The organism is Micromonospora sp. NPDC048935, from assembly GCF_043197875.1.
In the GTDB taxonomy this organism is placed as follows: domain Bacteria; phylum Actinomycetota; class Actinomycetes; order Mycobacteriales; family Micromonosporaceae; genus Micromonospora.
The window spans coordinates 90584-102903 of sequence record NZ_JBICTZ010000015.1 but is presented as its reverse complement, the minus strand read 5'-3'; the positions used below and the strand labels follow the sequence as shown (position 1 = coordinate 102903).

12 protein-coding genes are annotated in these 12320 nt (G+C 72.0%); 9 read left to right on the top strand and 3 right to left on the bottom strand.

Annotated features, from left to right (window positions below; all coding sequences use genetic code 11):
* The first annotated feature begins 157 nt into the window (after positions 1–157).
* The 3 genes from ACGFIW_RS30720 to ACGFIW_RS30710 all read left to right on the top strand — a co-directional run bounded on the left by ACGFIW_RS30720 (position 158) and on the right by ACGFIW_RS30710 (position 3283).
* Positions 158–868, top strand: a complete 711-nt coding sequence (locus tag ACGFIW_RS30720; protein WP_393323149.1) for an MBL fold metallo-hydrolase — start codon at positions 158–160, stop codon at positions 866–868.
* Positions 869–941: 73 nt separating this feature from the next.
* The gene (gene hisS, locus ACGFIW_RS30715; RefSeq protein ID WP_393323146.1) at positions 942–2270 is read left to right on the top strand and encodes a histidine--tRNA ligase; all 1329 of its coding nucleotides are present in this window, start codon (positions 942–944) and stop codon (positions 2268–2270) included.
* Positions 2271–2347: 77 nt separating this feature from the next.
* The gene (locus ACGFIW_RS30710) at positions 2348–3283 is read left to right on the top strand and encodes an acyl-ACP desaturase (RefSeq protein ID WP_393323324.1); all 936 of its coding nucleotides are present in this window, start codon (positions 2348–2350) and stop codon (positions 3281–3283) included.
* Between the two features lie 119 nt (positions 3284–3402).
* Here the strand turns inward: ACGFIW_RS30710 and ACGFIW_RS30705 are convergent, their stop codons facing one another.
* Positions 3403–3909 (bottom strand): PaaI family thioesterase, encoded by a 507-nt coding sequence (locus ACGFIW_RS30705; RefSeq protein ID WP_393323143.1) that lies wholly within the window; start codon positions 3907–3909, stop codon positions 3403–3405.
* A 55-nt stretch (positions 3910–3964) separates the two neighbouring features.
* Between ACGFIW_RS30705 and ACGFIW_RS30700 the strand changes: the two genes are divergently transcribed.
* Positions 3965–4441, top strand: a complete 477-nt coding sequence (locus ACGFIW_RS30700; protein WP_393323140.1) for a winged helix-turn-helix transcriptional regulator — start codon at positions 3965–3967, stop codon at positions 4439–4441.
* Positions 4442–4718: 277 nt separating this feature from the next.
* Complete coding sequence (locus tag ACGFIW_RS30695; protein WP_393323138.1) at positions 4719–5765, top strand: S1 family peptidase; 1047 nt, start codon at positions 4719–4721, stop codon at positions 5763–5765.
* On the opposite strand, the gene ACGFIW_RS30690 is transcribed toward ACGFIW_RS30695, so the two are convergent.
* Entirely contained in the window at positions 5752–6540 is a 789-nt protein-coding gene (locus ACGFIW_RS30690) for a DUF998 domain-containing protein (RefSeq protein WP_393323135.1), read from the bottom strand. The genes ACGFIW_RS30695 and ACGFIW_RS30690 overlap by 14 nt on opposite strands.
* Before the next feature lie 155 nt (positions 6541–6695).
* On the opposite strand from ACGFIW_RS30690, the gene aspS reads away from it, so the two are divergent.
* The 4 genes from aspS to ACGFIW_RS30670 all read left to right on the top strand — a co-directional run bounded on the left by aspS (position 6696) and on the right by ACGFIW_RS30670 (position 11427).
* Positions 6696–8501: an aspartate--tRNA ligase gene (gene aspS, locus ACGFIW_RS30685; RefSeq protein ID WP_393323132.1), complete on the top strand. Its 1806-nt coding sequence runs from the start codon at positions 6696–6698 to the stop codon at positions 8499–8501.
* 100 nt (positions 8502–8601) lie between these two features.
* Positions 8602–9414: an SDR family oxidoreductase gene (locus ACGFIW_RS30680; RefSeq protein ID WP_393323130.1), complete on the top strand. Its 813-nt coding sequence runs from the start codon at positions 8602–8604 to the stop codon at positions 9412–9414.
* 68 nt (positions 9415–9482) lie between these two features.
* Entirely contained in the window at positions 9483–10085 is a 603-nt protein-coding gene (locus ACGFIW_RS30675; RefSeq protein WP_393323127.1) for an ArsR/SmtB family transcription factor, read from the top strand.
* Positions 10086–10140: 55 nt separating this feature from the next.
* Positions 10141–11427 carry an MFS transporter gene (locus tag ACGFIW_RS30670; RefSeq protein WP_393323124.1) on the top strand — a complete coding sequence of 429 codons (1287 nt, stop codon included), beginning with the start codon at positions 10141–10143 and terminating at the stop codon, positions 11425–11427.
* A 33-nt stretch (positions 11428–11460) separates the two neighbouring features.
* Here ACGFIW_RS30670 and ACGFIW_RS30665 read toward each other — a convergent pair whose 3' ends face one another.
* Positions 11461–12267 carry a GNAT family N-acetyltransferase gene (locus ACGFIW_RS30665; RefSeq protein ID WP_393323122.1) on the bottom strand — a complete coding sequence of 269 codons (807 nt, stop codon included), beginning with the start codon at positions 12265–12267 and terminating at the stop codon, positions 11461–11463.
* Positions 12268–12320: the final 53 nt, after the last annotated feature.

Here is a 12320-nt window from a genome sequence, read left to right as displayed (position 1 = left end):
AAAGTGGTGTACGAGGTCCACCCCGTCCCGAGCAGCGCTTATCGGGCGACGTCACTGTGCCGTGCGGGGCGCGTGGGACGGACGCGGCAAACTCGCTCGGCGCGCCCGTTAGGCTGCTGGGCAGGACGACCAGCCGCTCGACGAAAGGACAGCGCCCGTGCTCGTGGCCGGCTTTCCCGCGGACGCCTTCGGCACCAACTGCTACGTGGTTGCCACCGCGCCGGGGGAGCAGTGCGTGGTGGTCGACCCCGGCATCGGGGTGCTCGACCAGCTCGACGCGCTGCTCGCCGAGCACCGCCTGCATCCGGCCGCCGTGCTGCTCACCCACGGCCACCTGGACCACACGTTCTCGGTCGCGCCGGTCTGCGGTGCGCGGGGCGTCACCGCCTACGTGCATCCCGGCGACCGGGAGATGCTTGCCGACCCGGCCAAGGGCCTCTCCGCCGACCTGAGGTCACTGTTCGGCGGGCGGCTGAGCTACACCGAGCCGGAGGACGTGGCCGAGCTGACCGACGGCGCCACCCTCACCCTCGCCGGCCTGGAGATCGCCGTCGACCACGCCCCGGGCCATACCGGCGGGTCGGTGCTGTTCCGGCTGCCCGGCGCGGGCTCGGGCTGGGAGGCGGACGAGATCTGCCTCTCCGGCGACGTCCTCTTCGCCGGGTCGATCGGCCGCACCGACCTGCCGGGCGGGAGCATGCCGGCCATGCTCACCAGCCTGCGCGACAAGATCCTTCCGCTGGCCGACGACACCGTCGTGCTGCCCGGCCACGGCCCGAGCACCACCATCGGCCGCGAGCGCGCCAGCAACCCGTACCTCGTCGAGGTGGCCGGCACGACGCCGGCCGCACCGAACCGGGGCCTCTAGTTCTTTCGTCCGCGCCGCGCGCGGACCCACGACACCACCGCGCCGCGGGCGCGGAACCGCAAGGAGTACGCCGATGAGCAAGCCCACGCCCATCTCCGGGTTCCCGGAGTGGACCCCCGGCCAGCGGATGATCGAGCAGTTCGTGCTCGACAAGATCAAGGCCACGTTCGAGCTGTACGGCTTCGCGCCGCTGGAGACCCGCGCCGTGGAGCCGCTGGACCAGCTGCTGCGCAAGGGCGAGACCTCGAAGGAGGTCTACGTGATCCGTCGGCTGCACGCCGACGCCGAGGGAGCCGGGGCGGATGACCAGCTCGGCCTGCACTTCGACCTGACCGTGCCGTTCGCCCGCTACGTGCTGGAGAACGCCGGCAAGCTGACCTTCCCGTTCCGCCGCTACCAGATCCAGAAGGTGTGGCGCGGGGAGCGGCCGCAGGAGGGCCGCTACCGGGAGTTCGTCCAGGCCGACATCGACATCGTCGACCGGGACACCCTGGCCGCGCACCACGAGGCGGAGATGCCGCTGGTCATCGGGGACGCGCTGCGGTCGCTGCCGATCCCGCCGGTGACCATCCAGGTCAACAACCGCAAGATCTCGGAGGGCTTCTACCGGGGCATCGGGCTCACCGACCCGGAGGCGGCGCTGCGGGCGATCGACAAGCTCGACAAGATCGGCCCGGCGAAGGTGGCCGACCTGCTGGCCGAGACCGCCGGGGCGAGCGAGGCGCAGGCCAAGGCGTGCCTGTCGCTGGCCGAGATCTCCGCACCGGACACGTCGTTCGCCGACGCCGTCCGCGCGCTCGGGGTGAGCGACCCGATGCTCGACGAGGGCATCGAGGAGTTGGTCCGGGTGGTGCAGACCGCCGCCGAGCACTCGCCCGGTCTCTGCGTGGCGGACCTGCGCATCGCCCGTGGCCTGGATTACTACACCGGCACGGTCTACGAGACCCAGCTGCGCGGCTACGAGCGGTTCGGCTCGATCTGCTCCGGCGGCCGCTACGACAACCTGGCCAGCGCCGGCGCTGTCTCGTACCCCGGGGTGGGGATCTCGATCGGGGTGACCCGGCTGCTCGGGCTGCTCTTCGGCGCGGGGGAGCTGTCGGTGTCCCGTTCGGTGCCCACCTGTGTCCTGGTGGCGTTGGCCGACGAGGACCACCGCCCGGCCAGTGGCCGGATCGCGGCGGCGCTGCGGGCCCGCGGCATCGCCACCGAGGTTTCGCCGAGCGCGGCGAAGTTCGGCAAGCAGATCCGTTACGCCGAGCGGCGCGGCATCCCGTACGTGTGGTTCCCGGGGGCGGACGGCGCCCCGGACGAGGTGAAGGACATCCGTTCGGGTGAGCAGGTCACGGCCGGTGCGGAGGAGTGGGTGCCACCCCTGGTGGACCGTAAACCGACGGTCAGCTGAGTCTCCCCACTGGCGCTCATGGTCCCGGGGACCTACGGTAGCGTAAGTTACGCCACCGTAGGGAGTTTCTCGTGACCATGAGCACCACACTGAGCCAGACCGCGCTCCTCCTCGAGTTGGAGCCGGTGGTTGCCCGCAACCTCGACCGCCATCTCTCGCTGGCCAAGGAGTGGTTCCCGCACGAGTACGTGCCGTGGAGCGAGGGTCGGACCTTCGACGGGCCGCTGGGCGGTGAGGCGTGGTCGCCGACCGACTCCACGATCCCGGACGTGGCCCGCACCGCGCTGATCGTGAACCTGCTGACCGAGGACAACCTGCCCTCGTACCACCACGAGATCGCCACCCTGTTCGGCCGGGACGGCGCGTGGGGCACCTGGGTGCACCGGTGGACCGCGGAGGAGGGTCGGCACGGTGTCGCGATCCGCGACTACCTGACCGTCACCCGGGCGGTGGACCCGGTGGCGCTGGAGCGGGCCCGGATGACGCACATGTCCGAGGGCTACACCAACGCCCACGGCGACGAGGTGCTGCACTCGCTGGCGTACGTCTCGTTCCAGGAGCTGGCCACCCGGATCTCACACCGCAACACCGGCAAGGCCACCGGCGACCCCGCCTGCGAGGCGCTGCTGGCCCGGGTGGCCGCCGACGAGAACCTGCACATGGTCTTCTACCGCAACCTGCTCGCCGCCGCGTTCGAGCTGGCCCCGAGCCAGGCCATGCGGGCCGTCGCCGACGTGGTGGCCGACTTCCAGATGCCGGGCTCCGGCATCGACGGGTTCGCCCGCAAGTCGGTGGCGATCGCCCTGGCCGGCATCTACGACCTGCGCCAGCACCGCGACGAGGTGTTGCAGCCGGTGCTGCGCCAGTGGGACGTCTTCAACGTGACGGGCCTCGACGCCGACGGCGAAGCCGCCCGCGAACAGCTCGCCGCCCAGCTGGACAACCTGGACCGCGCCGCGAGCCGCTTCGAAGAAAAGCGCGACGCCCGAGCCGCCCGCCTAGCCCTCCGCTAAACCCCACCCCACCCCCACCCCCTCTACCCCTTGTTGATCATGAGGTTGGCGGGTCTGTCGATCTCCGAATCGCCCGCTAACCCCATGATCAACGCAGTGGGGCGGGGGTGGGGGGTGGGTTAGGGGTGGGGGAGGAGTAGGCAGGTGCTGGTGGCGTGGGCTATCAGGCGGGTTGTGGCGTCGGTGATGCGGGCTTCGGCCAGGGCCGTGCGGCGGCCGCGTTGCAGCACCGTGCCCTCGCAGCGCAGCGTGCCACTGTCCACCGTGACCGGGCGGAGGAACTTCACGTTGAGGTCCAGCGAGGTGTAGCCGACGCCGGCCGGCAGGGTGGTGTGCACGGCACAACCGGCGGCGGTGTCCAGCAGTGTCGAGAGGACACCACCGTGGACGCTGCCGAGCGGGTTGTAGTGGAACTCCTGCGGGGTCAACTCGACGACGACCCGACCCTCGTCGGCCTCCATCCGGGTCATGTCGATGAGGTGCATCACCGGTGGTGCGGCCAACTCGCCGGCGATCATCGCCCGGAGCATGTCCAGGCCGCTGCGTCGACCGATCTGGGCGGCGTTGACCGACGGGTCCGCCCAGGTGAAGGTGCGGCTACGCGCCGGTTCCTGCATCTGCGTCATGGACGCAGCCTGGCAGCCGGTTGCTGAGTCTGTCAACGAGACCTAGCCTGGTCGGATGGGACCCGCGGCACTGGACTGGTCGGTGGAGAACTGCACCATCGCCCGCGCGATGGAGATCCTCGGTGAGCGGTGGACCCTGGTGGTGCTCCGGGAGGTGTTCACCGGCGTGCGCCGCTTCGACGACATGCGGGTGCGTACCGGTATTCCGCGTCAGGTGCTGACCAACCGGCTGGCCACACTTGTGGAGCAGGGCGTGCTCCGCCGGGAGCCGTACCGGGAGCCCGGCAGCCGGCTGCGCCACGAGTACCGGTTGACGGAGAAGGGCCTGGACCTGTGGCCGGTCCTGGTGGCCGTGCTCGGGTGGGGTGACCGCTACCTCGCCGACGCCGAGGGCTCACCGCTGACCGTTGCTCACCGTGACTGCGATGCTCCGGTACGCGTCGAGCTGCGCTGCGCCGACGGGCATGAGGTGGGGCGGGTCCGCGACGTGCTGCCCCGCCCCGGCCCCGGCGCCCGCCGCCGGACCCCCTGACGCACGACCCCCGCTCCGGCAGGCACCGCAATGGCATCGATGACCATCCCTGCCTGCGACGCGTTGGGTGTGACGGTGACTGTTCGTGAACGTGTCGGTGGTGTTGCGGCGATGTAGCCCCGCCAGGTTCGGTGAACCCGGGTTGAACCAAGCCTTGTCAATGATCTTAAGTATGTGAATACTTCAGTTCACTTGGCCGGTTTCCCCAGATCGGCCGGGCTGTCATCGGGTCAGCCGACCTCGGCGAGACCCGCTCCCCCGCCCAGGAGGTTGTTACATGCGACCCACGAGGTCCACATTCCGCGTTGCGGCGACCGTCGCCGTTTCCGGAAGCCTGGTCGTCGGCGCGCTCATCGGCGCACCGGCCCAGGCCGCACCCGCCGCCTCGCCCGACGCCGCGGCCGCGCTGTCCGCGCAACTCGGCGACCGCTCGGCCGGCTCGTACATCGACGCCAGCGGCAGGTCCGTCGTCACGGTGACCGACGCGGCCGCCGCCAGCGCGGCGAGCAAGGCCGGCGCCGCCGTCCGCTACGTCACCCGCGGTGCCGGTGAGCTCAACCGGGCCACCGCCGACCTGGAGCGCTCCGCCAAGATCCCGGGCACCGCCTGGTGGAGCGACCCGGTCACCAACCAGGTCGTCGTCTCCGTCGACAGCACCGTCACCGGCGCCAAGCTGGAGCGGGTCAAGGCCGCCGCCGCGCGGGCCAACGGCGCGGTCCGCGTCGAGGCCGAGGCCGGTGTGCTGAGCACCCGGATCTCGGGTGGCCAGGCCATCTACGCCGGCGGTGGCGGGCGCTGCTCGCTCGGCTTCAACGTGCGCAGCGGCAGCACCTACTACTTCGTGACCGCCGGGCACTGCACCAACATCTCGGCCAGCTGGTATTCGAACTCCGCCCAGACCGCGCTGATCGGCACGCGCACCGGCACCAGCTTCCCGGGCAACGACTACGGCATCGTGCGGCACAGCAACTCCGCCAACGCGGCCGGCAACGTCTACCTCTACAACGGCAGCTACCGGGACATCACCGGCGCCGGCAACGCCTCCGTCGGCCAGTCGGTGCAGCGCTCCGGCAGCACCACCGGGCTGCACAGCGGCACGGTGAGCGCGACGAACGCCACGGTGAACTACGCCGAGGGCTCGGTCTCCGGCCTGATCCGCACCAACGTGTGCGCCGAGCCGGGCGACAGCGGCGGCTCGCTGTTCGCCGGCAGCACCGCCCTGGGCATGACCTCCGGGGGCAGTGGCAACTGCCGCAGCGGCGGCACGACGTTCTTCCAGCCCGTCACCGAGGCCCTGAGCCGCTACGGCGTCAGCGTCTTCTGATCGATCCACCGCCCGCGGGCCGCCGGAACCATCCGGCGGCCCGCGCCGCGCGTCCGGGCACCGGCTGCTCAGGCGAGCCGGTCGGGCCGCTGGGTGGGCCGCAGGGGATCCGGGGTACGACAGGCGTGGAGTCACCGGGTGCCGCGACACCGACGGACCAGGCGAGATGCGCCCCACGGGCCGAGAGCACCGCCAATAGCGGCCAGAGGGAGACCGCCACCGCCGTCACCCGCTCGGCCAGCCCGGTGCGGGACCCGCCTGTCACCTCGAAGGCGCACCAGCCGAAGAGCGCGAGCAACACCAACGTGGCGCTCAGCCCCACGGCCCGGCGAAACGCCCAGGGTGGCTCCGGGCGGGCCGGGTGCGCGGCGTCGTGGCCCCGCGGCAGCCGCAGTGCCGACCCCGCAGGCCAGAGCGCCAGGGCGAGGACGGCCACCGTCGCCGCGATGCCGTGGCTGAGCGAGCCGCCCACCGGCGGCCGGGGGAACGCGACGAGCGCGATGGTGGCCACCCCACCGACCGCGAGCAGGAACCGGCTGGGCAGCCCGGCCGCGTGCAGGACGGCGGCCACCGACAGGTAAGAGCAGCCGAGCAGCACCAGCGCCACAACCATGATCCAGGCGTCGGTGGCGTCCTGCCCCGCCAGCTCGCTGATGGTGTCCCGAATCGGGTCGTACCCGGCGGGTTGCCGCGCCGCCGCGACCGTCCAGCCGCCCACCAGGAGCAGAGGTGCGGCCGCCGCCGTGGCGACGGCCCAATTGGGTACGGCGCGCATTTCGCCACGTTAACCGGCGCGGCGGGCGGCCGAGTCGGGTTCGCCGCTCCGCCCCACCAGCGAATCGTGCCGGCCTGCCGGGTGCCCCGGAGGCGGGGCGGCCACCCCTGACAGAATGCCGGTGAGGACTGTTCCACGATGAGGAGTTGCCAGCCGTGATCCGTACCCACAATGCCGGAAGCCTGCGCGCCGCGGACGCCGGCTCGACGGTGACGCTCGCCGGGTGGGTGGCCCGCCGGCGCGACCACGGCGGGGTCATCTTCGTCGACCTGCGCGACGGCACCGGCGTCGTCCAGGTGGTCTTGCGCGAGGAGGATGCGCACGCGCTGCGCAACGAGTTCTGCGTGAAGGTCGTCGGTGAGGTGACCCGCCGGCCGGCCGGCAACGAGAACCCGGAGCTGCCCACCGGTGAGGTCGAGGTGACCGTCGCCGAGCTGGAGGTGCTCTCCGAGGCGGCGCCGCTGCCGCTGCCGGTGGACGACCAGATCGAGGCCGGCGACGACATCCGGCTCAAGTACCGCTACCTGGACCTGCGCCGCAGCGGGCCGGCGAACGCGATGCGGCTGCGTTCGCGCGCCAGCCACCTGGCCCGGGGGGTGCTGCACGAGCGCGACTTCCTGGAGATCGAGACGCCGACGCTGACCCGGTCGACGCCCGAGGGCGCCCGCGACTTCCTGGTGCCGGTGCGGTTGCAGCCGGGCAGCTGGTACGCGCTGCCGCAGTCGCCGCAGCTGTTCAAGCAGCTGCTGATGGTCGGCGGCATGGAGCGGTATTACCAGATCGCCCGCTGCTACCGCGACGAGGACTTCCGCGCCGACCGGCAGCCCGAGTTCACCCAGCTCGACATCGAGATGTCCTTCGTCACCGAGGACGACGTGATCGATCTCGGTGAGGCGATCGTCTCGACGCTGTGGAAGGACCTGGCCGGGCACGAGATCTCCGGGCCGATCCCACGGATCACCTGGCACGACGCCATGGCACGGTACGGCTCGGACAAGCCGGACCTGCGCTACGGCGTGGAGCTGACCGAGCTGACCGACTACCTGCGCGGGACCGAGTTCCGGGTCTTCGCCGGGGCGATCGACGCGGGCGGCTACGTCGGCGCGGTGGTGATGCCGGGTGGGGCGGCGCAGAGTCGCAAGGAGCTGGACGGCTGGCAGGACTGGGCCAAGGCGCGCGGGGCGCGCGGCCTGGCGTACGTGGTGTTGGACGCCGAGACCGGCGAGGCACGCGGCCCGGTGGCGAAGAACCTCTCCGCCGAGCACCTGGGCGGGCTCGCCGACGCGGTCGGCGCCAAGCCGGGTGACGCGGTCTTCTTCGCCGCCAGTGCCACCGCCCGGGAGGCGCAGGAGCTGCTCGGCGCGGCCCGGGTCGAGATCGCCAAGCGGGCCGGCCTGATCGACGAGAGCGCCTGGGCGTTCTGCTGGGTCGTCGACGCGCCGATGTTCGAGCGCACCGACGAGGGTGGTTGGACGGCCGTGCACCACCCGTTCACCTCGCCGAACGCCGAGTGGGTCGACCGGTTCGAGGAGGCCCCGGACCGGGCCCTGGCGTACGCGTACGACATCGTCTGCAACGGCAACGAGATCGGCGGCGGGTCGATCCGTATCCACCGGGGTGACGTGCAGAAGCGGGTCTTCGACCTGCTCGGCATCACTCCCGAGGAGGCGCAGGACAAGTTCGGCTTCCTGTTGGAGGCGTTCAAGTACGGCGCTCCGCCGCACGGCGGTATCGCCTTCGGCTGGGACCGGGTCTGCATGCTGCTCGCCGGTGCCGACTCCATCCGTGAGGTCATCGCCTTCCCGAAGACCCGGGGTGGCTTCGACCCGCTGACCGGCGCTCCCACCCCGATCACCACCCAGCAGCGCACCGAGGCCGGCATCGACGCCAAGCCCAAGCCCCCCGCGACGGCCCACACCGGCACGGCCGGCCCGGCAGCCCCGGTAGCCGACCCGGTCTGACCCCCGCCCCAACCCTGTTTGGTTGATCAAGAGGTTTGCGTCATCATCGCCCCGCGAGGTGACGCGAACCTCTTGATCGTCTGTGGGGGAGTGGGCCGGGATGCGGGTGCTTGTCGTCGGGGGTAGTGGGTTACTGGGGCGGTCGGTTTGTCGGCGGGGGGTCGACGCCGGGCTCTCGGTGGTGGGGACGTTTCACTCGGGTGAGATCGCTGTGCCGGGTGTCCTGGCGCGGCGGCTGGACGTGACCGATCGGGCCGCCGTGCGCGCGCTGGTCGGCGAGGTGCGGCCGGACGCCGTGGTCGGGACCCCCTATCGGTACGGCGACTGGGCGGTCACCGCCGACGGGGCCGCGCACGTGGCGTTCGCCGCCGCCGAGGTGGGTGCCCGGCTGGTGCACGTGTCCAGCGACGCGCTGCACGCCGGACGACCCGTGCCGTACGCCGACGACGAACCACCCACGCCGGTGCACGCGTACGGTGCCGCGAAGGCGGCGGCCGAGACCGCCGTACGGGCGATCGACCCGAGCGCGGCGCTGGTGCGGACCTCCCTGATCGTGGGGGAGGGCAGCAAGCAGATCCAGCTCTGCCGGGACGCGCTCGCCGGCCGGGCCACCCTGTCCAGCGACGAACTGCGCTGCCCGATCGACGTCACCGACCTGGCCGACGCCGTGCTGGAGCTGGTCGCCTCGACGTACGCCGGTCTGCTCAACGTGGCCGGCCCGGACGCGGTCAGCCGGGCCGAGCTGGGCCTGCTGGTCGCCGGGCGGTACGGCATGGACGCGGCGGGGTTGCGGACCACCACCAGCGCGGCCACCGGTCTGGTGCGCCCCCTTGACGTACGCCTTGACTCCGCGCGCGCCGCCGCCCTGTTGCGCACCCGGCTGCGCGGAGTACGCGAACTCCTCGCCCGCTGAGTACTGCGCCTGCACACTTTCCTGCACAACTATTGTGCATGGAAAGTGTGCAGAGATAGTGTGCAGGCATGGAGAAGCCCTCACCCGATGGCCGCCCCGAGCCACGGCGCGTCGATCTTGACGGCCGGCAGGTTCGGGTGTTGGCCCACCCACTGCGGATGCGGCTGCTCGGCTCGCTGCGTATCGACGGCCCGGCGACCGCGACGGCCCTCGCCGAGAAGTTGGGCACCAACACCGGCGCGACCAGCTATCACCTGCGGCAGCTCGCCGAGGTGGGGCTCGTGGCCGAGGATCCCGACCGGGGCACCGGTCGGCAGCGCTGGTGGCAGGCCGCGCACGACATGAGTCACTTCGAACCCACCGACTTCGACGAAGACCCGGACACCCGCGCCGCCGTCCAGTGGATCCAGGCGGACCAGGTGCGGCTGATGGGTGAGCTGGCCGAGCGGTGGATGGCCGTCGAACACCACCAGTCTCCGGCCTGGCGTGACGCCGCCGGGATGAGTGACCTGGTGCTGCCGCTGGACCCGGCTCGGCTGCGTGCTCTCAGCGACGACCTGTGGGCGGTGCTGATGCGCTACCGCGACGACGACCCCGCGACCGATGCCCCGGACGTCAAACCCGTGCACGTGTTCCTGGCCGGCTTCCCGCGTCTGGACGAGCGCTGGTGAGCGCCGGGAGTGAGCGGGTGTCGCGAGCCCCGCGGTCGCGAACGGAGGTGTCGTCGTGAGTGCGCTGACCGTCCGTCAGATCCGACGCCGTTACCTCACGCTCTACGGCCTGCGCTGGCTGCCCACCGGTCTGATGATTCCGGTGATGATCCTGCTGATGCAGGAGCGGGGCCTGTCGCTGCCGCAGATCGGCCTGGTCAGCACCGCGCAGGGGCTGTTGGTGCTGGCGCTGGAGCTGCCCACCGGTGGGCTCGCCGACGCCCTCGGCCGCCGACCGGTGCTGCTCGCCGCCGGGGTGCTCAACCTCGCCTCGCTGGCGCTGTTCGCGGTGGCCGACTCGTTCTGGCTGTTCTTCGTGGTCTGGGCTCTACAGGGGGTCTACCGGGCGTTGGACAGCGGCCCGTTGGAGTCCTGGTACGTCGACGCCACCCTGGCTGTCGACGCGGAGGCCGAGTACGAGCGTGGCCTCGGGCATGCCGGCACCGTTGTCGGCGGTGCGATCGGTGCTGGCGCGTTGCTCAGTGGCGGTCTGATCGCGCTCGGCCCGATCGGGCCGGTCAGCGCGCTCACGGTGCCTGTCCTGGCTGCCATCGTCGCGCAGGCGGTGGCGCTCGTCGCACTTGTCGTGCTGCTGGTCGAGCGGCGCTCGGCCACCGGGTTCGCGGCGGTGCGGGCCTCGGCCGTCCAGGCGCCCCGGATGATCGGCGAGGCGCTCGGGCTGCTGCGCCGGTCCCGGGTGCTGCTGGCGTTGGTCGCGGTGGAGCTGTTCTGGGGCTTCGGCATGGTCACCTTCGAGTCACTGCTGCCGGTACGGCTGGCCGAGGTGATCGGCGACCCGGAACGCGCCGCCGCGCTGCTCGGGCCGGCGAACTCGGTCGCCTGGCTGGCCTCGGCCGCCGGCGCGGCGCTGACCCCACTGCTGCTGCGCTGGTTCGGCGCTGCACCGGGCGCGGCGCTGCTGCGCATCCTGCAGGGTGTGACGGTGGTCGGGATGGGACTGTTCGCCGGGCCGGTCGGGGTGCTGGTGGCGTACCTGGCCTGCTATGCCGTGCACGGGGCGTCCAACCCGCTGCACAGCGGGTTGCTGCACCGGCAGGTGGACGGCCCGTACCGGACCAGCGTGCTCTCGCTGAACTCGATGATGGCGCAGCCGGCCGGTGCGCTCGGTGGGGTGGTGCTGACCGCGCTTGCCGCCGCCACCAGTGTCGGCACCGCGATGGTGGTCGGCGCTGTGGTGCTGGCCGTCGCCGCCCCGCTCTATCTGCCCGCCTGGCTGGCCGGCCGTCGGGCCGCACCCGCCGTCGAGCCGACCCCGGTCCCAGTTCCCGCCGCCGACCGTTAGGGCACACCCCTCGCCTGACCGGCCGCTGGCCGGTCAGGCGAGGCGGATCGTGCTGAGCGGGAGGATGTTGGTGAAGCCGAGCCGACGGTAGAGGCGTGCCGCACCGACGTTGTGCGTGTAGACGCCGAGCGCCACGGTGTCGTGGCGGGCCAGCAGCGCCCGGGTCATCCCGGCGGCCAGCGACGCACCCAGACCCCGACCCCGCAGGTCGGGGGCCACGGTCAGGCCGGCGATGAAGCCGAGCTCACTCTGGCTGCGGTCCGCGCCGCACGCCACCAGTCGGCCGCCGGCCCGAATGCCGTACCAGTCGACCACCCGCGGGTCGCCGGGGCGGGAGGTGGTGCTGGGGAACGCCTCGTCGACGAGCGCCTCCAGCGCCGGGGTGTCGGCGTCGGTGAGCCGGACGACCGGTTGCTCGTCCGGCTGCGCCGGTGGTGGCGCGTCGGTCCAGTGGAAGTCCCAGTCGTGGTGCTCGGCCACCGCCAGCCGGCCGGTCAGCAGAGCGCGATCGTGCCGGGGCAGATGCAGTCGATGCCCGGGGCGCAACGTCCCGCTGTCCCGGAGCGCGACACAGATGTCGAGAGCCGGTCCGGCCGGGCCGATCGCGCAGCCGGTCGGCCCGTGCCTGGTCGGCACCAACCACAGCACCGCACCCTCGCGCCGGTATCCCGTCGCCGGTAACGCCGGCCCGAGTGCGTGGCGGGCGAACGGGTGGTGGCCGACGGCACCCAGGATGGCGGCCCGGTCCTGGAGCACCTGGTCGTCGAGGATCATGCTCACCAGCCTAGAAGCCTGGGGTACGACGCCCGCGTCGGGCAGCGGCGAGGCAGCCAGATCCACCGTGGAGATTGGCGGGTCGACCGATTGGGTACATCACGCGCCGACCCACTGGG

What these genes read in the sequence shown, in the direction of transcription:
- hisS (WP_393323146.1), top strand. Translation starts at nt 942, where the DNA reads ATGAGCAAGCCCACGCCCATCTCCGGGTTCCCGGAGTGGACCCCCGGC.
- ACGFIW_RS30710 (WP_393323324.1), top strand. Translation starts at nt 2,348, where the DNA reads ATGAGCACCACACTGAGCCAGACCGCGCTCCTCCTCGAGTTGGAGCCG.
- ACGFIW_RS30705 (WP_393323143.1), bottom strand. Translation starts at nt 3,909, where the DNA reads ATGACGCAGATGCAGGAACCGGCGCGTAGCCGCACCTTCACCTGGGCG.
- ACGFIW_RS30700 (WP_393323140.1), top strand. Translation starts at nt 3,965, where the DNA reads ATGGGACCCGCGGCACTGGACTGGTCGGTGGAGAACTGCACCATCGCC.
- ACGFIW_RS30695 (WP_393323138.1), top strand. Translation starts at nt 4,719, where the DNA reads ATGCGACCCACGAGGTCCACATTCCGCGTTGCGGCGACCGTCGCCGTT.
- ACGFIW_RS30690 (WP_393323135.1), bottom strand. Translation starts at nt 6,540, where the DNA reads ATGCGCGCCGTACCCAATTGGGCCGTCGCCACGGCGGCGGCCGCACCT.
- ACGFIW_RS30680 (WP_393323130.1), top strand. Translation starts at nt 8,602, where the DNA reads ATGCGGGTGCTTGTCGTCGGGGGTAGTGGGTTACTGGGGCGGTCGGTT.
- ACGFIW_RS30675 (WP_393323127.1), top strand. Translation starts at nt 9,483, where the DNA reads ATGGAGAAGCCCTCACCCGATGGCCGCCCCGAGCCACGGCGCGTCGAT.